Origin of the sequence: Promicromonospora sp. CA-289599 (assembly GCF_050936155.1) — a bacterium.
Taxonomy (GTDB): domain Bacteria; phylum Actinomycetota; class Actinomycetes; order Actinomycetales; family Cellulomonadaceae; genus Promicromonospora.
Genome location: NZ_JBNJNI010000001.1, coordinates 5053365 through 5073418 on the forward strand (window position 1 = coordinate 5053365; position 20054 = coordinate 5073418).

Here is a 20054-nt window from a genome sequence, read left to right on the forward strand (position 1 = left end):
TATCGGTGGGTAGAACTACCCGGAATGACCCGTCTGTCCACCGGGTGGCCAGGAACGACGGTTGCCCTCGGCGACGTGCGCCGGGAGGATGAGCGGCATGACAGCCACCCCGCCTCCGGTACCCCGTCGGGAGCGCGCCGTACGTGTCGTCGTCCCGGTCCTCGCCGTCCTCGGACTCGTGCTCCTGGGCACCGCCGCCTGGTTCGAGAGCCGCCCGACGTCCTACGGCTGGTTCGCGTACGCGCCCCTGTCGGGCACGACCTACGTCCCGGACGGCACCTATGCGCCCGGGGCGGCAGCACTGCTGTCCGGCGCCGGGGCGCTCCTGATCGGTGGTGCGGTCGGCTTCGTCCTCGGACGGCGCAGCCGGCCCGCGGCGGACGAGCGCTGACCCCCGCTCGCGCTACCCGTCCGCGTCCGTGATCCTGCGCCGCAGACCGGCGGCGGCGGCCCTCGGGTCGTCCGCCTGCGTGATGGCGCGGACGACGACGACGCGGCGCGCCCCGGCGTCGAGCACCTGGTCGAGGCGGGCGTCGTCGACCCCGCCGATGGCGAACCAGGGCGTGGCCGGCTCCTTGGCGGCGACGTCGCGCACCAGGTCGACGCCGACGGCCGCGCGGCCCGGCTTGGTGGGTGTGGCCCAGACGGGACCCACGCAGAAGTAGTCGACGCGGGCGTCGGCCTCGGCTGCCAGCGCCTGGTCGAGGGAGTGGGTGGAGCGGCCCAGCACGGGGCCCTCGCCCAGCAGGGCCTGCACCGCGCCGGACGGCAGGTCGCCCCGGCCCATGTGCACCACGGGAGCACCGGCGATCCGCGCGATGTCGGCCCGGTCGTTGACCGCCCACAGCGCGCCGTGCTCGGTGGCCACCCGAGCGACGAGGGCGTGCAGCTCTACCTCGCGGGCCGCCTCCAGGGACTTGTCCCGGAGCTGGACGACGTCGACGCCGCCCTCCAGCGCCGCGTGCAGGAACGGTTCCAGGTCACCGGTGGTCTGACGGGCGTCCGTGCACAGGTACAGGCGGGCGTCGGCGAGCCGGGTACGGGGATCCACGAGCGTGAGTGTATGTCGACGCGCTGGTGGGCCGGCGCCTGGTGCACAGGCGTCCCGGAGCGGCCGCCGGGCAGGGTTATGGTTGTCGCGTGCACGGGAGCCCCGGACGGGGCTGAGAGGGCGCAGGGCGCCGACCGTCGAACCTGATCTGGGTCATGCCAGCGAAGGGAGAACACTTGAGCAGCCGTGCGAGCAGCCACGTTGTCAGCTGTGCGAGCAGTCACGCGTGCGACGTCCTCGTCGTCGGCGGGGGCATCATCGGCCTGACCGCTGCCTGGCGTGCGCTGGAGGCCGGGGCGAACGTCGTCGTCCTGGACCCGGCGCCCGGCGACGGCGCCACCCACGCCGCCGCGGGCATGCTCGCGCCGGTCATGGAGGCGGGCTTCGGGGAGGAGGCGCAGACGCGGCTGGGCACGGCCTCGCTCGCCCTCTGGCCCGAGTTCGCCGACGCGCTCGAACGCGCGGCGGGGCTGCCGGCCGGCGCCGTCGGCCTGGAGACCGCAGGGACCCTCGCCCTCGCCTACGACGGCGACGACCTGGTCGCGCTGCGCCGGATCCTCGCCCTGCACCGGGACCTGGGTCTCGGCTCGGTGGAGATCACGCCCGCCGAGGCGCGGCGGCGCGAGCCCGGCGTCGGGCCCCGGGTGGCGGGTGCGGCGTGGGTCCCCGGCGACCACCAGGTGGACCCGCGTGCGGTGCACGCGGCGCTCGCCGTGGTCACCGCCCGCGCGACCCACGTGCCCCGCGCCGCGGTCTCGCTGACCTGGGCGGACGGCGCAGTCGTCGGCGTGCTCGACGACGCGGGCACCGCCTACTCCGCGGGGACGGTGGTCCTGGCCGCCGGCCACGCGAGCGCAGCCCTGTTCGCGGGTGCGCCCACCCGGCCCGTACCCGGCACGACCCTGCGCCTGGACGCCGCCGCCGACCGTTCGCCCGCGGTAGTGGTGCGCGGCACCGTGCAGGGGCGACCCGTCTACGTGGTACCCCGCCGGGTACGGCCCGACGGGCGGCGCGAGCTGGTCGTCGGCGCGACGTCGGACGAGCGCGACGACAACCACCTGACCCGCGCCGGCGACGTCTTCGCGCTGCTGCGCGACGCCCGCGCCCTGCTGCCCGAGCTCGACGACGCGGTCCTCCTGGGGGCCATCACCCGGGCCCGGCCCGGCAGCCCGGACAACGCACCGCTCCTGGGCCGGGCGGCCGACGGCCTGTACCTGGCCACGGGGCACCACCGCAACGGCATCCTGCTCACCCCGCTGACGGCGGCCGCCGTCGACGAGGCGCTGGGCGCTGCGCCGCCGGGGCCGCCGGGGTCGCCGGGCGGGCCGGAGGTCAGGGCCGCCGTCGAGGCGGCCACCCGGTACGCGGACCCGCTCCGGTTCGCCGTCGCGGACCGCGCCGCGCCACACAGCACCACACCACACAGCACCACACCACACAGCACCACACCCAGGACCGAACGAGGAGGCACAGCATGACCACAGCACCGTCCGCGACATCCGGCACCGCCGGAGCGCAGGCTCCCGGGGCGCCCGGCGCGGCCGTCGTCAACGGCGAGCCGTACCCGCTCGACGGCCCGCTGCCGATCGCCGACCTGGTCGCCCGCCTGCTGCCCGACCTCGTGGTCGACGGCGCACCGCGCGGGGTCGCCGTCGCACTCGACGACGCCGTCGTGCCGCGCAGCGCCTGGGGCACCACGTACGTCCGGCCGGGCGACCGTGTCGAGGTCGTCACCGCAGTGCAGGGAGGCTGAGCATGCTGAGCACTGACACACCGTTCACCATCGCGGGCACGACGCTCGGATCACGCCTGGTCATGGGCACCGGGGGAGCGGCGAGCCTGCTCGCCCTGGAGGACGCGCTCGTGGCCTCGGGCACGGAGCTGACGACCGTCGCGATGCGCCGCGTGTCCCGGCCCCGGCCGTCGGACGACCCGGCAGCCGCCGGCGACCCGTCCGTCTGGGGGCTGCTCGAACGCCTGGGCATCCGCGCCCTACCCAACACCGCCGGCTGCTTCTCCGTGCGCGAGGCGGTGCTCACCGCGCAGCTCGCCCGCGAGGCGTGCGCGACCGACTGGGTCAAGCTGGAGGTCATCGCCGACGACGTGACGCTCCTGCCCGACGTGGTCGGCCTGGTCGAGGCAGCCAAGATCCTGGTCGACGACGGATTCACCGTGCTGCCGTACACCAACGACGACCCGATCACCGCGCGCCGCCTGGAGGACGTCGGCTGTGCGGCGGTCATGCCGCTGGGCTCGCCGATCGGCTCCGGGCTCGGCATCGCCAACCCGCGCAACATCGAGGCGATCGCCGGCGCCGCGTCCGTCCCGGTGATCCTGGACGCGGGGATCGGTACGGCGTCGGACGCGGCGCTCGCGATGGAGCTCGGGTGCGACGGCGTCCTGCTGGCGACCGCCGTGACCCGCGCGGCAGACCCGGTGCGGATGGCGCACGCGATGCGGCTCGCGGTCGAGGCCGGGTATGCGGCGGCCGGTGCGGGCAGGCCGCCGCGGCGGGAGCGGGCGCTGGCGTCGTCCCCGGTCGGGGGCCTGGTCGCCGTCGGCGACAACGTGGTCGGCGACAACCTGGACCTGGCGCTGTGACCGCGCTGCCGCCGCTCGTCGAGCCCGGCCGCGCGCTGGACCGGGACGAGCTGGCCCGGTACGCGCGCCACCTGGTGCTGCCCGGCATGGGCACCGAGGGGCAGCGCCGGCTGGCGAGCGCCCGCGTGCTCGTGGTGGGTGCGGGCGGCCTGGGCAGCCCCGCCCTGCTCTACCTCGCCGCGGCGGGCGTCGGCACGCTCGGAATAGTGGACGACGACCTCGTCGAGACGTCGAACCTGCAGCGTCAGGTGATCCACGGCGTCTCGGACCTGGGCTCGCCGAAGACCACGTCGGCACGCGCGACGGTCGCGGAGGCCAACCCGCACGTTCGCGTCGTCGAGCACCGGGAGCGGCTGACCGCCGCCAACGCGCTGGCCGTGCTCTCCGGCTACGACGTGGTGCTCGACGGGACCGACGCCTTCGCCACGCGCTACCTCGTCTCCGACGCCGCGGAGGTGCTGGGCATCCCGTGCGTCTGGGGCGCGATCTACCGGTTCACGGGACAGGTCGCGACGTTCTGGGGCGCGCCACCGGCCGGCGTGGACGGCGTGACCTACCGGGACGTGTTCCCGGAGCCGCCGCCGGCCGGCGCCTCGCCCGACTGCGCGACGGGCGGTGTGCTCGGCGCGATGTGCGGCACCCTGGGCTCGGTCATGGCGACCGAGGCGATCAAGCTCGTCACCGGGCTGGGCGACACCCTGCTCGGGCGGCTCGCGACGTACGACGCACTGGCCCTCACCTGGCGACATCTCACCGTCCGGGGCGATCCGGCCCGGGAACCCGTCACGGCGCTGCTGGCCGGCACCGGCGATGCCGACCCGTACGCGGTGTTCTGCGGGCTGTCGCCGGCGGACGGCTCGGAGCCCTCGGACGGCGCGGCGGCCACTGCGCGGACCAGCGTAGGGGAGCTGGCGGCATTGCGCGCGGACGGTCCGGAGCCTGCGGTGCTCGACGTGCGCGAGCCCTGGGAGATCGAGCTCGCCGCCCTGGCCGGCGCCCGGCCGGTCCCCTCGGGTGCCTTCGCCGGGGACCGCGCGGGGGTCGTGGTCGACGACGTCACGGCCTGGGCGGCGGGCCGCCCGGTGCACGTGCTGTGCAAGTCCGGCGCCCGGTCTGACCGCGTGGCCCGGCAGCTGCGCGGGACAGGACTCGATGCCCGGTCGGTCGAGGGCGGCATGGACGCGTGGCTACGGGAGCACACCGCGAGCACCTCGTGAGCAAAACGTGAGCAAATAGGAAGTAAATCTGCGGCAAATTGGGTCATAATCATCCGTATGACGCTTGCCCAGGTGAGGCCAGGACGCTTCGGCGGGCCGGCGTTCCGGGAAGTGCTGTGACATCCGGGTGGGCAGCGCGTCTGAGAGGTATGACGCCGACGACAGGTACCGTGACGCCGTCCACCACCGACCCGCAGCGGGCAGCCGTGCCCACTCCCGGGACCTTTCCCGGAAGCGGCGCCGCGGCCGGCGCCCTGATCGCGCTCGACATCGACGGCACCCTGTCGGCGGGCGGCATGATCGTCCCCGCCGTGACCGTCGAAGCAGTGGAGGAGGTGCGGCGGGCCGGACACCACGTGGTGCTGGCCTCGGGTCGGTCTCTGGTGGGTGTTCTACCCGTCGCTCGCCGGCTGGGCATCGACCCGGGCTGGGTCGTCGCGTCCAACGGTGCGGTGGTCGCGCGGGTCGGTGCTGCCCTCTCCGGCGGGTTCCGGCTCGAGACGGTGCACGCCTTTGACGTCGAGCCGGTGATCCGCCTCGCTCGGGCTGCCCTCCCCACCGTCCAGGTGGGCGTCGAGGAGATCGGCTGGGGCTACCGGGTCAACCGGTTCTTCGACCCGAGCCTGGTGAACGGGGAGCAGCGCGAGGCCCCCGACACGGAGCTGTGGGACGTGCCCGCGTCGCGCGTCATCCTCCGGGCCGCCGGCGTCCTGGACCTGATCGACCCACTGCGCGCGCTGGGTGTCACGCCGACGCCGGCCGGTCCCGACTGGCTGGACGTCACGCCGCGCGACGTGAGCAAGGCGACGGCACTCGAGCGGATCCGCGAGCGGATCGGCGTGGACACCGGGCGAACCGTGGCCGTGGGGGACGGGATCAACGACCTGGAGATGATCGCGTGGGCGGCTCGCGGCGTCGCGATGGGCCACGCGCCCGCGACCGTCGTCGATGCCGCGGACGAGGTCACCGGGACCCTGGCGGAGCACGGCGTCGTCACGGTCCTCCGCACCCTGACCGCGCGTCACGAGGCCTGAGGTCGATCCGCGTACGACCCGGCGAGATCTGCCACGTCGTTGGCGTACGACACCGAGCGGTTGTAGGCCGCCAGCGCGCTGGTCCACCCGTCGTCGGTGGTGACGTCGCCGCCGCTCTCGCACAGGTAGTGGGCGGCGGTCAGCGCCGCGTCGTCGATCTGGTGCGGATCGGCCTCCCCGTCGAGGTTGCCGTCCTCCGCGTGGTCCGCCCAGGTGGTCGGGATGAACTGCATGGGTCCGACCGCGCGGTCCCACTCCACGTCCTCGTCGAGCTCGCCGTCGTCCGTGTCGGTGATCGCCATGACGCCCTCGCTGCCGTCCAGCGGGATGCCGATGATCGCCGGGCGCACCGTGCCGTCGTCGTCGGTGCGCGCCCCGAGGTAGGTGCCGTGCACCGACTCGACCATGCCGATACCCGCGAGCGTGTTCCACCCGATGCCGCACTCGGGCTGCGTCCGTGCCAGCCGCAGGGCCGCGCCGGCGTAGGCCGCCAGGGCTCGTGCCGGGATCTCGGTGTGCTCCGCGGTGTCCGCCAGCCAGCTCGCGTGCGCCAGCTCCGCGAGAGGCACCTCGGCCGTGTCGCCTCGGCCGGCCGCCTCGGGAAGCTGCTGGAGCGGCACGGGCGCGTAGGCGAGATCCGGCGGCCACGCCGTCCCGCCTGAGCTGCAGCCGGTCAGCAGCAGTGCGCTCGCGAGCGCGATGGTCCGGAGTCTTGGTCTCACGGTGATGATGCGTCTCCGAGGTCTGGGGAACAGGCCGGCAGGCGATGACCCCCTGGCGCTCGCCGTGCTGCCCTTGAGGCTACGGCCAGGTGAGACCGATCTGGCATACCCCGACAGGACCTCCCACAAACGTGCGCTTTCGCAGCAGGTGCCGCCCTTCCCGTCGACGAGAGCCGGCGGGAAGGGCGGGCGGTGCTATCGCCGCTGCCTCGCGTGGAGCCGGGAACGCAGGACGATCAGGGTCGCGCCGGCCAGCACCAGCGCGAGCGCGGCCCAGATCGGCCAGCCGCCCGAGAACCCGGTGGCGGCCAGCTCGCCGTCGTCCGGCCGGTCTGCGGCGTCCGGGGTGGGCACGCTCGTGTCGGGTCGGTCGTCCGAGCCGTCACCCGGCGTGCCGTCACCGGGCCGGTCGGTGCCGGGACCGTCGTCACCCGGGCCGTCGGCGGTCGGGGTCGGGGTGGGCGTCGGGGTGGGCGTCGGCTCCGGGTCGGGGTCCGGCTCCGGCAGCGTGCCGCCGCCGAGCCAGGCGGTCCCGACGTCTGCCTCGGGGCCGACGTCGCGGTCGGCGACCGCCTCGTACTTCGCGTCCTGCACGCTCTCGGGCAGGGTCGGGTGCTCCCGCTCGAACTGTGCGGCTGACATCGGGTCGCGCGGGGCGTCCGGCAAGGCGATCCCGCCGGTGACGTCCATGTAGTACGGCATGTCGCCGTGCTCGTACTCGTAGCGGAACTGCACGGTCTCCCGGGCTTCGAGGAACGCGTCGTACACGTCCTGCGGGTCCCAGCCCTCCCGCACGGGCCACTGCGACACGTCGCGGCTGTCGATGACGTCGTGGAACGCGCCCGGCCGGACGGCGTCGCGCTGCCTGAGCCATTCCGCCGCGATCCGTGCCGTGTAGACGCGACGCAGGTCCGCGTACTCCGGGGCCGTGTTGACGGCCTCCTCGACCAGCGGGGTCATGCTCTCGATCAGGCGCTGGAGATTCCGGTTCGCGACATCCTCGGACACGACTTCCTCGCAGGTCGGCCCCGACCCCGGTGCGGAGACGTCGAACGGCTCCATCTGGACTCGCAGCGGTGCGTCCAGGATGTACAGCTGGTCGCCGTCCTCACGGGCCGACGCGGGCAGCGGCTCGACCCACATGCGCCACGAGGCCCAGCACAGCTCGCCGTTCGGGCCGCGTTCGAGAGAGTCGAAGAATTCCCTGCCCGTCTCGGTCTCCGGGTTCATGTTGTCGTAGAGGCTGCTCTTGAGCTCGAAGTCCGACTCCAGCAGGACGCGCCCCGCCTCGGTGGTCGCGAACTGCTCGTCGATGATCGTGTCGGGCTGGTCGGGGTTGAGGTTCACCCAGAACTGTCTCCGGTCGAGGGCGAGCCAGGTGAACAGCGCGTCGGACGACAGGTCGAGCGTCGCCTCGCCGCCGAACGACGGCTCTGCCCCCTCCGGGACCTCGGCGGCCGAGAAGGCGTAGTCGAACTCCTGCGCGCTCGGGTCGTCCGAGACGTACCGCAGCTCCAGCGACGTCCAGTCGATGCCGCCCACGCGGAACGGGGGCGGGAACCGGCGTGGCGAGGAGTTCATCAGCTGGTTGCTGGCGGTGCGCAGGTTCACGGCGTTGCTCGCGCTGGTGCCCGAGTTGCGCGCGAGGCTGTTCACGGCACCGCCGCTCGACCGCCAGTTGCACCTCGCCCGTTCCCGGCAGTCCCGGTTGAACGGCCCGCCCGGGCTGGCCGGGCCGCTCCCGGTCGCCCGCTGTACCGAGTACGTCGCGCCGGACGCGCGCACCTGTTGCGCCGTGGTCGTGCTCGGCGTGGTGCTGAACACGTGATGTGCCCGGTAGCCGGAGCTGGTCAGGTCCTTGTACGAGTTGAGCCGGGCCTGCGAGATCGTGTTTCCGGGGGAGACGTTGACGAACTGTCGAGTGCGGTTGTTGACCGCGCTCGTCGTGCGGCCGTTGTCGAGCTTGATGTCCCGGCACAGCCAGTCGGCGGTGTCCATCGGGAACAGGTTCGAGAGCGCTGTCTTCTCGTATGCCAGGCCTCTGCTCTGGTCGTGGTTGAAGCCCTTGTACGTTTCCTTCCACTGGTCCCACGACAGCTTGGGGTTCTCCCCGGCGAGATGGGTCTTGTAGCTCCAGTCGAGGCGCTCCCTGGTGTCTACCGGCTCGGCTGCCCACTCGTCGGGGACCCGGTCCAGGTACTCCCTGGTCGGTTCCACGTAGGAGTCGAGGATCGCGTCGAGCTCGGCATCGAACGTGTAGTCCTCGGCCTCGCCCTCGACGGGCGGGGAGCCCTCCTCGGGGAACTCCTCGTAGATGTACTCCTCGGACTGGTTGACGAGCTCCGAGCAGAACTCCGTGTGCGAGTGGGCCACCGCGTCGGGCGCGTCGTACACCGGCACGAGTGCGGCGCCGCTGACGGCGGTGGTCACGCCGATGGCGACCACGCGGAGCAGGGGCTTTCTACGACGTTCCCGTCGCCGGCGCCGCGTGGGCGCAGGGTCTCGGGTCTGGGGCAGGTTCATGACGGGCTGCGTCTCCGTGGGTCGGAAGGGGTGAAATCAGACAGACGCAACGTAGAAAAGGTGTGCGGCGACGGCAATCAAATGCACCCTGCCGCAAAGGCTTGCCACCGCGCCCAGCCGTGAGTCCCTGCCGCAGGGGCCAGGCGGTGTCGGTCGGCGGCGGCGTCTCCGGGGTCAGGCGGCTTCGGCGGCTGGTGGATCTGGGGTCGGGTCCGTGCCTGATGGTGGTGGGGCTTCGATGGGTTCGGGGAGGCGGATGCGGTGTCCGCGGGCGTCGGTGAAGGCCCACCCGGTCTTCAGCAGGGTGTTTGCTGTGTTGTCGGCCGGGGGCTTCCCGGTCCAGTGCATGGTGATGCCCTTGGAGTCCACGAGCTGGTGGTGGTACCAGCACAGCAGGGCACTGTTGGTGACCGACGTGCCCCCACCATCAGCCCAGTGGGTGATCGCGTGGTGGACCTCGCAGCGTGAGGGTGGTTGGTCGCATCCTGGCCAGACGCAGTGCTGGTCTCTGGCGATGACGGCGCGTCGCATCTGTCCGGTCACGGTGCGTTGGGCGCGTCCGACGTCCAGGACGGCGCCGTCGGGTCCGAACACGATCCGGGTCACCGCACTGTGGCACGCCAGGCGGCGCACCAGGGCGCGTGGGGCACGGCCGCCGGTCTCGGTGAACACCGGACCACCGGGTGACAGGAATCCGGACACGGTTGCTCCCACGGCACTCCAGCTACCCGGGCCTCCACCTGGACTACCGGTCGGGCTTCCGGTGGGGCTCCCGGTCGGTTCTCCGGCCGCTGGACCGGTGGTCGCTGCCCCTGCACCGGCATCCGCACCTGCTTCGATGCCAGCCCCCACGCCAGCGCTCGGGACGTTCGGACCCGCGCCGAGGTGGTTGCCGCGCCCGGGTCGGGTCTGTCCGCAGGTCAGGCATAGGCCGTCGCGGGTGCGGGTGACCTGGGTGACGAACTCGTTCCAGGACACGGTCACGTTCAGGTGCGGTGCGATCGCGGCCCCTGGGGAGGCCTGGTTCGTGTCCAGCACGACCCGGGCGATGTCGGCGAGGCCTTGTGCGCGGCGCTGCGTCGTGGTGCGACCGTCGTCCGCGGACGGGGCGCCCAGGACCGCGTTGATCGCGGTGCTGACCAGGAGGCCGTGCTCGTCGGTGAGGAACCCGGCCACGTGGTACCCGCCGAACGTCTTGGCCAGGTCGAAGAACTCACCCTGCGCGGCCTTGTCGTCATCGAGGTCGTCGGTGTCCGGGTCGGTCACGGTCGCGAACCGGCGCGCGACCGTGCGGAACTGGTCCGCGTTCAACACACCCGCTTCACGTAGGACGATGCCCTCACCCGTGACCAGGGTTCCCTCCGTGACCGCGCCTTCCAGGACCTGGGTGACCAGCTCCCGGGTACGGGTCCCGTCCGGGTCCTCGGCCGGGTCGGGGAAGTCGACCGGGACGCTCTGCACGAACTGTTCCGGGGTGGTGGTGTGCCCGGTACGGGTATCGATCAACCACGCCAACGCATCCGTACGCGTCTCACTGGTGGGTGCGACCTCCGTCATCACGCGGGCGTGGTCGACACCCAGGGTGCCGGCGACCAGGCGCTCCCGGGTGGCGGGCAGCGCCGTCGCGAGACGCCGCGCGATCGTCATGTCCTTGCCCGCGGTGCGCGCGGAGATCCCTTCACGCAGGCGCAGCCAGGTCGTGAACGTGCGCGTCATGCCACCCGAGCGCCAGGAGCCCTCGTCCTCGATCCGGGGCAGCAGGGTGTACCGGACACCGTCCAGACGGCCGGTGAGCCGACGGATGCGGGTGTGGGCTTCGACCAGGCGGCCGACCGCCGGGGCGTCCCACCCGGTCAGCGTCTCCGGGGTGGTCAGGGTGGTGAGGTTGTCGATCTCGTTCTCGATCCGGGCCAGCACGTCCTCGATCGAGACCACAGCAGGCAGGCCCCCAGCGGGACCACTGTTCGTCGTCTGCTCCACCATGCCCACCCCCGCCCACCTGAATCGCTGGTCTCTAGTTCTCACTCTCTCAGTGCATCTATTATGTCGAACACTCGTGCGGTCTGCATGATGGATCTCGAATCTGTGGATAACCCTTCAGGCGCCAATGCAGATGTCGCTACGGCATGCTTGAGAAGCGTCAGCGGTCGGGGCGCGTCCGCGCCGAGACCTTCATGAGGAACGGCCAGGCGTGAGGGCCGTGCCCGTTCCTGACGGTGCCACTGCGGCCACCCGCGTAGGTTGATCCCCTCCAAGCCCTCAGTCCTGCCGCTGGTCAGCGCCCGTGGACCAGGTCGTTCCCCATGGTGGTGCGCAGGTGCAGCACGCTGGTGCCGCTGCGCCAGGTGGTGATCAGCCCGGCCCGCCGGAGCACCGCTGTGTGCCGGCTGACGCTGGAGGGTGAGGTGGACGTCCGTGCCGCTAGGGCGGTGGTCGACAGCTCGATGTCCAGCACCCGGAGCACCGCCGCTCGGGTCGGGCCCAGCAGCTCGCTGAGGGCATCGGCCTGTGACCGGTCCGCGGGATCGCGGTCGGGGCGCCAGAACGGCTCCCGGCTGACCGGGTAGACCAGTACGGGCCGCAGCTCCGGGTCGGCAAGGGTGATCGGGTGGTTGATGCCGAAGAAGGTCGGGACGAGGGAGAGCCCGCGGCCTTCGAGATACAGGTCCCGCGTCACCGGGTAGTCGATCTCCAGGACCGGCGCCCGCCAGCGGGTCTTGGGGCCGAGCGTGCTCAGCACCGCGTCGACGCCGTGCGCGAGCGTCCGGTGCGCCAGGCCGGCCACCCAGCGGCCGGTGATCTCCGCGGCCTGGTCGGCGTGCGGCGTCATCACCGTCCGGTGGTAGCGGCGCATGGCCACGCCGAGCCGGTGCAGGGCGGCTGGGCGGCCGGCCGCCACGTCGGCGAGCCACGGCCCGGCGCCTCTGCCACCGTCGAGCCTGCCGACCTCCGCCCTGAGCTGCTGCTTGCTCGTGGCCAGCACGGTCTCGACGCCCGCCTCGAACTCCGTCGGCAGGGCCGCGGGCGTCAGGAAGTCGGGGAAGTAGCCGCGCGCGGGCGTCAGCGTCGCGAGCAGCTCGGCGTCGCGCATCGTCCCGGCCTGGACGAGCCTGCGCCGGGCCAGCCTGCTCCAAGAGCCGAAGTACGACGCGGGCTGGGCCACCTGGTGGACGCTGAGGACCAGCTCCCACATCGGATCGAGCCGGGTCCCGACCCGGGTGCGCACGAGGTCGGTGGCAGAGAAGTGAATGCGAAGCACAGGTCCCCCCAGGACTGTTCCGGCTCTCACGGCGGCGCGCTCCCGCGCGAACTGTAGAGAGGCGAGATCCAGCGCGGTAGTACATCGCTGCAGACTTGATGTGACCGAGTTCGGTATGTTCGGAACGGACCGAACAAAGGGTAGTGTGGGCGTCATGAGCGCCATCGAGGACTTCGCCGAAGAGGCAGGACTGTTCTACGAGCGGCTGGGCCTGAGCCGCACCGCGGGCCGCGTCATCGGGCACCTGCTCACGTCCGACGACGACGGCGCGGACGCCCCTGAGCTGTGCGAACGGCTCGCCGTCGCCAAGAGCAGCATGAGCGTGGCACTACGCCAGCTCGACCGGTCCGGGATGGTGGAGCGGTTCCGGCGACGCGGCGAGCGGCGTGACCGGTACCGCCTGACCGAGGACGTCTTCGGGCGGGCGTTCCGCGCCAAGATGGCCGAGCTCGGTGCGTTCCAGGAGCTCGCCGCACATGGCCTCGCCGCGGTGGGCGACGACCCGCGGCGGCGCAAGCGGCTGGAGAACATGCGCGACATGTACGCCTTCATGGCGGACCGGTTCCCCGCGCTCCTGGACGAGTGGGAGGCCTCGCGATGAGGGTCCTCCTGGTGACCACGGGCAGCCGCGGCGACGTCGAACCGTTCGTCGCGCTCGCGCTCGGGCTCGCCCGGGCGGGCCATGAGCCGCTGCTCGCGGCCCCCAGGCGCCTGACGGGCGACGCCGCGGCCCGCGGGGTTCCGGTCGCACCGCTCGACGACGGCATCTTTGCTCTCCAGGAGGAGGTGGCGGGGAAGGGGGCGCGTGCGTCCGTCACGGCGGCGCGCTCGGCCGTCCCGCTGCTGCGGCGCTGGCTGGACGACGTGGCCACGCTGCGGGACGGTGGCGCCGACGTCGTCGTCCACGCCCCCAAGTCGCTGGGCGCGCACCACCTGGCGGACTCCCTGGGGGTGCCGTCGATCGCCGCCCTGCCGGTCCCGCTGTTCAGCCCGACGGCACGGTTTCCCTCGCCGCTCAGCCCGGTCCGGCCGCCGCGGTTCCTCAACCGGGCGAGCTGGCGGCTCGCGAGCGTGGTCGAGGCGCCCTACCGGCGCATGGTCCGCTCCTGGCGGTCCGAAGCGCTCGGCCTGACCGGGCCGACGGCGAGCCTGACGGACCGCATCGCCCGCGACGGCGTCCTGCACGCATGGAGCCCGCACCTGCTGCCTGCCCCGGACGACTGGGCGGCCGGCCTGGCGCCGATGGGCTTCTGGAGCCTGCCGCCGCGCGACGACTGGACGCCGCCCGAGGCACTGACCCGCTTCCTCGATGACGGAGAGCCGCCCGTGTACGTCGGCTTCGGCAGCATGCTGGCCAAGGATCCGGACGCGTTCACGAGGACAGTGCTCGATGGCCTGCGGCGTTCCGGTCGCCGCGCCGTCCTGGCGACGGGCTGGGGCGCGCTCAGGCCGTCACAGGTGCCCGAGTCCGTCCATGTGCTCGATCAGGCGCCGCACAGCTGGCTGCTGCCCCGCACCGCGGTCGCGGTACACCATGGTGGAGTAGGAACGGTCGCCGCCGCCCTGCGGGCGGGGGTGCCGCAGGTGATCAGGCCGTTCCAGGGTGACCAGTCCTTCTGGGCGCGGCAGGCGCACGAGATCGGGATCGCGGCGTCGCCCCTGACCGGGACACTCACCGCGGACCGCTTCGCGGCGGCGATCGACGACGCCGCATCGCGAGGCGAAAGGGCGCGGGGGCTTGCCGCGAAGGTCGCCAAGGAGGACGGTGTGGCCGTTGCCGTCGCCAGGGTCGAGCAGGCGGTCGCGGAAGCCTGATCCGCCGGCCGGCGGCCGCCGTGTGCGCCCGGCGAAGGTCATCGACCGGCCTCGACGGCGCGCTCGACAAGGGCGACCGCCCGGTCCAGTCCTCGCTCCCGGGAGATGCGAGCCCCGAGCTCCGCCGCCGCGGCTGTCGCCGCCGGCGCGCACGCCTCGCCGATCCGCCCGGCCAGCGCCGGTCCGGTGAGCCTGCGCTGGGACAGGGGCATCGGGGCGACGCCGCGCGCGTGGGTCACACGCCCCCAGAAGGGCTGGTCGGCCACGAACGGGCACACGACCTGGGGTCGTCCGGCCGTGAACGCGGTGCCGGTGGTGCCCGCACCGCCGTGATGCACGACGGCGGCCATCCGTGGGAACAGCTGCTGATAGTCGACGTCGCCCACCACGAGCAGCTCCACGCGGTGCTCGACGGCCGCGGTGCGTGCTGTCTCGGCGTCGAGCCCGCCCCAGGCGGTGGCCAGCACGAGCCGGTTGCCGGTCAGTGCTGCCGCCTCGACCACTGCGCGGGTGCTCGTCTGCGGGGCGAGTCCTGACATCGAGCCGAACCCGGCGAACAGCGGTGCCGGACCGGCAGCCAGGAACTGTTCGACGTCGTCCGGGAGCCGGGGCTCTGGCGGGAGGAACCAGTACCCGGTGACCTCGGCCCCCGCGGGCCAGTCCTCGGGTTGCGGCAGCACCGCGGGGCTGTGGGCGTGCAGGACCGGGGCCGGGGCGCCGTCGGGCCGGACGGTCGGGTCGTGCCGACCCGGCCTGGACGGCAGGCCGAGGGTGTCCCGGCGCCAGCGGTCGATCACGCGGCCGAACATCGCCGCGGGCAGCCGCATCCCGCCGAACGTGGCTCGGTTCAGCCGGCCCGGCAGGTCGAACGGCAGCGACTGCCCCGGCCACGGGTACTCGCGCGTCGGGACGTACATCGGTAGCGGCAGACCCAGGACCGCCGGGATGCCGAGGGCTTCGGCGACGTGCTGGCCGGCCAGGATCTGTCCGTTGTGGATGACCACGTCCGCACCCTTGCCGGCGCCGTGGGCGGCTACCTGCCAGGAGTCGGCAAGGACCTGGTCGAACATCGAGGGCATCTCGCGGATCTGCCGCAGCCGCATCCGGGGGCCGCCCTCGAACGCCTCGCCTGCTTCTGCGGGCGAGTCGAGCTGACGCAACGGGCCGTCGTCGACCCCCGCGAACGTCACGCCGTTCCCTGTGACGAGCTGTTCGAAGCGGTGCGGCGCGCACAGCACGGCCTCGTGGCCGGCGCCCTCCAGTGCTTGCGCCAGTGCGACGAACGGCTGCACGTCACCGCGGGTGCCGAGGGTCATGATCAGTGCCTTCATCGGGAAGCTCCTTCAGGGTCGACGAGATGAACGCCGACCAGGCTTCCCGGCACACCAGTAGTGACGGTAGACCTGCCTACCGCCCGCGTCAAAACAAATTGCCGTATATGTTTTCATGGTCGCAAGCGAAGGAGGCCGACGGTGCCACGAGGATTCACGACACAGGAGCGAGACCGGATCAGCCAGGCTCTGCTGGCGGCCGGCCGGGAGCTGTTCACGAGGCAAGGGCTGCGCAAGACGGCACTGGAAGAGCTCGTGGCCCCGGCCGGGATCGTGAAGAGCACCTTCTACCAGTTCTTCGACTCGAAGGAAGCGCTCTACCTCCAGCTCGTGCTGGACGAGGCGGAGCAGGTCAAGGACCAGGTCATCGACCGGGCGCTGCTGTCCACCGACGACACGCGCGAGGGGCTGCGCCGGTTCCTGCACGCCACGCTCGACGTGCTCGAGACGAACCCGTTGTGGCGCAGGCTCGTGACCCATCCGCAGGAGATGACGGCCGTCGCGGCACGGCTCGAACCGGAGCGGATGGTCGCCATGGGCGACAGCAACCCCGCGACCGCGCTCACGGCCTACGTGACCGAGCGGCAACGGCGCGGCGACCTGGTCGGTGACGACCCGCACGTCGTCGTCGGGGTGCTGCAGTCGGTGCTGCTCATGCCGTTCAACGCCGCGCACATCGCAGCCGGGGAGTCCGGCACCTACCGCAAGTCCCTGGACCTGCTCGTCGACATCGTCGCGACAGGGCTGACCACACCCGAAGGAGACCCAGCATGAGCACATACCGCCCTCGCGCCGTCGTGATCGGAGCAGGGATCGCCGGGCTGAGCACCGCGCTGCGGCTGCACCAGGCCGGCTGGGACGTCCTGGTGGTCGAGCGGACGCCGTCGCGCCGCCCGGGCGGGTACGCCGTGACCTTCGCGGGCGTGGGATACGACGCCGCCGAGCGGATGGGCATCCTGCCCGAGCTCGTGAAGCGGCACATCACACCCGACCGGATGGACTACGTGCGGCCCGACGGCCGCACCCGGTTCTCCGTGCCCGGCCGCACCGTTCGGGCGCTGGTGGGGGAGCGGTCGCTGAACCTCCTGCGGGGCGACATCGAGGACGTGCTCTACCGCGCGGTGACCGCCCAGGCGCCCGGACAGGGACCGGACGCTGTGGAGATCCGCTTCGGGACGAGCATCGCCGGGGTCGAGCAGGACCCGGACGGTGTGGACGTCACGCTGGACGACGGCACCGTCGAACGGGCCGACCTGCTCGTCGGTGCGGACGGCCTGCACTCGGCGACCCGGCGCCTCGTCCTCGGGCCGGAGGACGACCTGCGGCTGGACCTGAACCACATGGCCGGCGTCTTCACGCTCGACACGCTGCCCGACGGCGTCGAACCCGGTGTGACCGCCTCGCTCACCGACACGGGCCGCACGCTGGCCGTCGTCAGCCTCGGCGCGGACCGTGCGGTGGCATTTTTCGGCTACCGCACCGAACGGCCCATGGACGAGCTCGCTGACGGCCCGCAGGTCGCGCTGCCCCGCGCGTACGGCGACATGGGCTGGGTCGCGCCGGACGTGCTCGACCAGCTGACCAGGGCCGAGTCGGTGTACTTCGACACGATCAGCCAGATGGTCGTCGACCGCTGGAGCCAGGGCCGGGTGGTCCTGCTGGGCGACGCCGCCTGGTGCGTCACCCTCTTCGCCGGCTACGGATCCGCGCTGGCCGTCGCCGGGGCTGACGCCCTCGGCGCGGCGCTCGAGCGCCACCCGGACGACCTGCCCACGGCGCTGCGCGAGTGGGAGGCCGAGATCCGGCCCGAGGCCGAGCGGAAGCAGCAGCTCGGCCGCCAGATCAAGGGTTTGTACGCGCCCGCCGGCCCGTTCGGCGTCTGGCTGCGTGACCTGCCGCTGCGGCTTGCCTCCTGGCGTCCCGTCTCGGCGCTGCTCCAGCGCCGGCTCCAGCTGAGCTCATGAGCCGTTCTCCGCGGGGCATCAGGGATAGTGCGGAGCTTCGGGAGGCGCTCGCAGCGGTCGGCGTCATATCGCCCGGGTACACCGGCAGCCTGGAGGTCGTCAGGATCGGTGCCGGGTTCGGTCTGAGCGGCGTGACGGCCCGGGTGGTCGTCGAGGAGGCACCTCGGCGTGCGGTCGTCGTGAAGCGTGACGCCGCCGAGACGATCCGCCGCGAACAGCTCTTCTACACCCGCGGGGCCCTGGCCCTGGGCAGCAGCGTTCCCGGCTACCTGGGAGCGTTGGTCGACGGCGACACCGGGCTGCTCGTGCTGGAAGACGTGGCACCTGCCCGGTCGCTCGACGTGCTCGCCGGATGTGACGACGCGACCGCCGAACGCCTGGTGGCGACGCTCGCCGTGCTGCACGCCTCGACCTGGTCCGGGTCGGACCCGACGCGGACCGACCCTGCGCTGCCACGTTGGCGTTGTCGTGCCTGCACAGCGGGCGAGTGGGCTGTGCGACTCGGCATGGCCAGGCGCCGGTTCCCGGACCTCCTGGACGACGAGGCCACCGACGTGCTCATGGCCCTGCCGGGCCGGGTCACACAGGTCCTGGACCGTCTCGCCGGTGGCCCGCAGTGCTGGATCCATGCCGACGCCCACCTCGACAACGTGCTCAGGCGCCCCGACGGGACGGTGGTCCTGCTCGACTGGGCGACGTCGTGCTCGGGCCCGCCACTGGTCGACCTCGCCCAGCTCCTGGCAGGCGGCCTCGTGAACGACCCGGTGTCCCAGCGAACACGCACCGCTGCACTGGTCCAGGCCTATACCGACACGCTCACCGACCACGGCGTCACCGACGCAGGCAGCTCTGCCGCGGCCGTGGCCGAGGCCGCGCTGCCCTGGGTGCAGGGAATCGTCGGTTGGGCCGCGGCACCAGAGCTGCCGGCAGGCCGGGCAGGCGACGTGCTGCGCGCCCAGCTCGCTGTTGCTCTCGCCTGGGCGCGGTGAACGCAGGCTCGGGCCGGGACTGCGTCCCGGCCCGAGTCAGTGGCCGGCGCCGAGGTTTCCGGCCAGCCGCCCGTGCCGCGCGGCGGAGTCGTCGTTCATCCCGACGATCGTCACGCTCTTGCCCTTGGCCTCGTACTTGGTCGTGATCGCGTCCAGCGTGGCGACGGTCGAGGCGTCCCAGATGTGGGCCTTGGTCATGTCGATCACGATGTTCCTCGGGTCGCCCGCGTAGTCGAACTGGTACACGAGGTCGTTGGACGAGGCGAAGAACAGCTCACCCTCCACCGCGTAGACCCGCTGGTCGTCGGCGTCCGAGGCGTCCAGGCGGGTGACCGAGGTGAAGTGCGCGACCCGGTTGGCGAACAGCACCATCGCGACGATCACGCCCACGATCACGCCGTAGGCGAGGTTGTGCGTGGCCACGGTGACCACCACGGTTGCGGCCATGACGGTGGTCTCCGACTTGGGCATGCGCCGCAGCGTGGCCGGGCGGATCGAGTGCCAGTCGAACGTGCCGACCGAGACCATGATCATCACCGCGACGAGCGCCGCCATGGGCATGATCGCCACGACGTCGCCCAGACCGACGACCAGGATGAGCAGGAACACGCCGGCGAGGAACGTCGAGAGCCGGGTGCGTGCGCCGGAGGCCTTGACGTTGATCATGGTCTGGCCGATCATCGCGCAGCCGCCCATTCCGCCGAAGAACCCGGTGATGATGTTGGCGGTGCCCTGGCCCCAGGCCTCGCGGGTCTTGTTCGAGTGGGTGTCGGTGACGTCGTCGACCAGCTTGGCGGTCAGCAGCGACTCCAGGATGCCCACCAGTGCCATGGCCAGCGCGTACGGGGCGATGATCTGCAGCGTCTCGAGGTTCAGCGGGACGTTCGGGAAGAACAGGCTGGGCAGCGACTCGGGCAGCGCGCCCTCGTCTCCGACGGTGGGCACGTTGATCGCCGCGACGACCACGGCGACGGTCAGCAGCACGATGGCCACGAGCGGCGCGGGGACCACCTTGGTCCAGCGGGGCAGCAGCACCATGATCACGATGCCGACGGCGACCAGCGGGTAGACGATCCACGGCACGCCGATCAGGTGCGGCACCTGGGACAGGAAGATCAGGATCGCGAGCGCGTTGACGAACCCGACCATGACGGAACGCGGGATGAACCGCATGATCTTCGCGACGCCGAGCACCCCGAGGACCACCTGGATGACTCCACCCAGCAGCACTGTGGCGATCAGGTAGTCCAGGCCGTGCTCGCGCACGACCGGCGCGATGACCAGCGCGATGGCCCCGGTCGCGGCCGAGATCATGGCCGGGCGCCCGCCCAGGAACGAGATCGACACGGCCATCGTGAAGCTCGCGAACAGTCCGATGCGCGGGTCGACGCCCGCGATGATCGAGAAGGCGATCGCCTCCGGGATCAGCGCCAGCGCTACGACCAGGCCGGCCAGGACCTCGGTGCGCAACGTCCTGACGGAGCTGAACGCGGCCCGGAACGAGCCGGAGGCGGTGGCCTCCGGGGCGCCCGTCACAGGGATCGGCGC

Annotated in this window: 18 protein-coding genes and 1 riboswitch; of the genes, 11 read left to right on the forward strand and 7 right to left on the reverse strand. The window is 72.4% G+C overall.

What is annotated here, in order from left to right; genetic code table 11:
* Positions 1-97 precede the first annotated feature (97 nt).
* Positions 98-391: a hypothetical protein gene (locus ACQEVI_RS22470; RefSeq protein ID WP_432903058.1), complete on the forward strand. Its 294-nt coding sequence runs from the start codon at positions 98-100 to the stop codon at positions 389-391.
* Between the two features lie 12 nt (positions 392-403).
* Here ACQEVI_RS22470 and thiE read toward each other — a convergent pair whose 3' ends face one another.
* Positions 404-1051, reverse strand: coding sequence for a thiamine phosphate synthase (thiE, locus tag ACQEVI_RS22475; RefSeq protein WP_432903060.1), 648 nt, complete (start codon positions 1049-1051; stop codon positions 404-406).
* An 83-nt stretch (positions 1052-1134) separates the two neighbouring features.
* A riboswitch (TPP riboswitch) is annotated at positions 1135-1238 on the forward strand.
* Here thiE and thiO point away from each other — a divergent pair.
* The 5 genes from thiO (at position 1228) to ACQEVI_RS22500 (ending at position 5903) form a co-directional block, all read left to right on the forward strand.
* The gene (gene thiO, locus ACQEVI_RS22480; protein ID WP_432903063.1) at positions 1228-2529 is read left to right on the forward strand and encodes a glycine oxidase ThiO; all 1302 of its coding nucleotides are present in this window, start codon (positions 1228-1230) and stop codon (positions 2527-2529) included. Its footprint overlaps the riboswitch before it by 11 nt.
* The gene (gene thiS / locus ACQEVI_RS22485) at positions 2526-2804 is read left to right on the forward strand and encodes a sulfur carrier protein ThiS (RefSeq protein WP_432903065.1); all 279 of its coding nucleotides are present in this window, start codon (positions 2526-2528) and stop codon (positions 2802-2804) included. Before thiO ends, thiS begins: the two co-directional genes overlap by 4 nt.
* Positions 2805-2806: 2 nt before the next feature.
* Positions 2807-3652: a thiazole synthase gene (locus ACQEVI_RS22490; protein WP_432903067.1), complete on the forward strand. Its 846-nt coding sequence runs from the start codon at positions 2807-2809 to the stop codon at positions 3650-3652.
* Positions 3649-4869, forward strand: a complete 1221-nt coding sequence (locus ACQEVI_RS22495; protein WP_432903069.1) for a ThiF family adenylyltransferase — start codon at positions 3649-3651, stop codon at positions 4867-4869. The genes ACQEVI_RS22490 and ACQEVI_RS22495 overlap by 4 nt, the downstream gene beginning before the upstream one ends.
* 149 nt (positions 4870-5018) lie before the next feature.
* Complete coding sequence (locus tag ACQEVI_RS22500; protein ID WP_432903072.1) at positions 5019-5903, forward strand: HAD family hydrolase; 885 nt, start codon at positions 5019-5021, stop codon at positions 5901-5903.
* Here the strand turns inward: ACQEVI_RS22500 and ACQEVI_RS22505 are convergent.
* The 4 genes from ACQEVI_RS22505 to ACQEVI_RS22520 form a co-directional block, all read right to left on the reverse strand.
* The gene (locus ACQEVI_RS22505) at positions 5891-6625 is read right to left on the reverse strand and encodes a lytic murein transglycosylase (protein WP_432903075.1); all 735 of its coding nucleotides are present in this window, start codon (positions 6623-6625) and stop codon (positions 5891-5893) included. The genes ACQEVI_RS22500 and ACQEVI_RS22505 overlap by 13 nt on opposite strands.
* 195 nt (positions 6626-6820) lie before the next feature.
* Positions 6821-9148, reverse strand: a complete 2328-nt coding sequence (locus ACQEVI_RS22510) for a hypothetical protein (RefSeq protein ID WP_432903077.1) — start codon at positions 9146-9148, stop codon at positions 6821-6823.
* A gap of 174 nt (positions 9149-9322) precedes the next feature.
* Entirely contained in the window at positions 9323-11131 is a 1809-nt protein-coding gene (locus ACQEVI_RS22515) for a DUF222 domain-containing protein (RefSeq protein ID WP_432903079.1), read from the reverse strand.
* A gap of 292 nt (positions 11132-11423) precedes the next feature.
* Positions 11424-12407, reverse strand: coding sequence for an ArsR/SmtB family transcription factor (locus ACQEVI_RS22520; protein WP_432903082.1), 984 nt, complete (start codon positions 12405-12407; stop codon positions 11424-11426).
* 154 nt (positions 12408-12561) lie between these two features.
* On the opposite strand from ACQEVI_RS22520, the gene ACQEVI_RS22525 reads away from it, so the two are divergent.
* Entirely contained in the window at positions 12562-13008 is a 447-nt protein-coding gene (locus tag ACQEVI_RS22525) for a GbsR/MarR family transcriptional regulator (RefSeq protein ID WP_432903085.1), read from the forward strand.
* Positions 13005-14222 (forward strand): glycosyltransferase, encoded by a 1218-nt coding sequence (locus ACQEVI_RS22530; RefSeq protein WP_432903088.1) that lies wholly within the window; start codon positions 13005-13007, stop codon positions 14220-14222. The genes ACQEVI_RS22525 and ACQEVI_RS22530 overlap by 4 nt, the downstream gene beginning before the upstream one ends.
* Positions 14223-14260: 38 nt before the next feature.
* Here the strand turns inward: ACQEVI_RS22530 and ACQEVI_RS22535 are convergent, their stop codons facing one another.
* The gene (locus ACQEVI_RS22535) at positions 14261-15553 is read right to left on the reverse strand and encodes a glycosyltransferase (RefSeq protein WP_432903091.1); all 1293 of its coding nucleotides are present in this window, start codon (positions 15551-15553) and stop codon (positions 14261-14263) included.
* Positions 15554-15694: 141 nt separating this feature from the next.
* Here ACQEVI_RS22535 and ACQEVI_RS22540 point away from each other — a divergent pair, with 141 nt between their 5' ends.
* Genes ACQEVI_RS22540 through ACQEVI_RS22550 form a run of 3 tightly spaced genes read left to right on the forward strand, consistent with a single transcriptional unit; the run spans position 15695 to position 18506 of the window.
* Positions 15695-16327: a TetR/AcrR family transcriptional regulator gene (locus ACQEVI_RS22540; protein WP_432903094.1), complete on the forward strand. Its 633-nt coding sequence runs from the start codon at positions 15695-15697 to the stop codon at positions 16325-16327.
* Positions 16324-17517 carry an FAD-dependent oxidoreductase gene (locus ACQEVI_RS22545; protein ID WP_432903097.1) on the forward strand — a complete coding sequence of 398 codons (1194 nt, stop codon included), beginning with the start codon at positions 16324-16326 and terminating at the stop codon, positions 17515-17517. The genes ACQEVI_RS22540 and ACQEVI_RS22545 overlap by 4 nt, the downstream gene beginning before the upstream one ends.
* Complete coding sequence (locus ACQEVI_RS22550; protein WP_432903100.1) at positions 17514-18506, forward strand: phosphotransferase family protein; 993 nt, start codon at positions 17514-17516, stop codon at positions 18504-18506. The genes ACQEVI_RS22545 and ACQEVI_RS22550 overlap by 4 nt, the downstream gene beginning before the upstream one ends.
* 36 nt (positions 18507-18542) lie before the next feature.
* Here ACQEVI_RS22550 and ACQEVI_RS22555 read toward each other — a convergent pair whose 3' ends face one another.
* Positions 18543-20042, reverse strand: coding sequence for a SulP family inorganic anion transporter (locus ACQEVI_RS22555; protein WP_432906063.1), 1500 nt, complete (start codon positions 20040-20042; stop codon positions 18543-18545).
* Between the last annotated feature and the right edge of the window lie 12 nt (positions 20043-20054).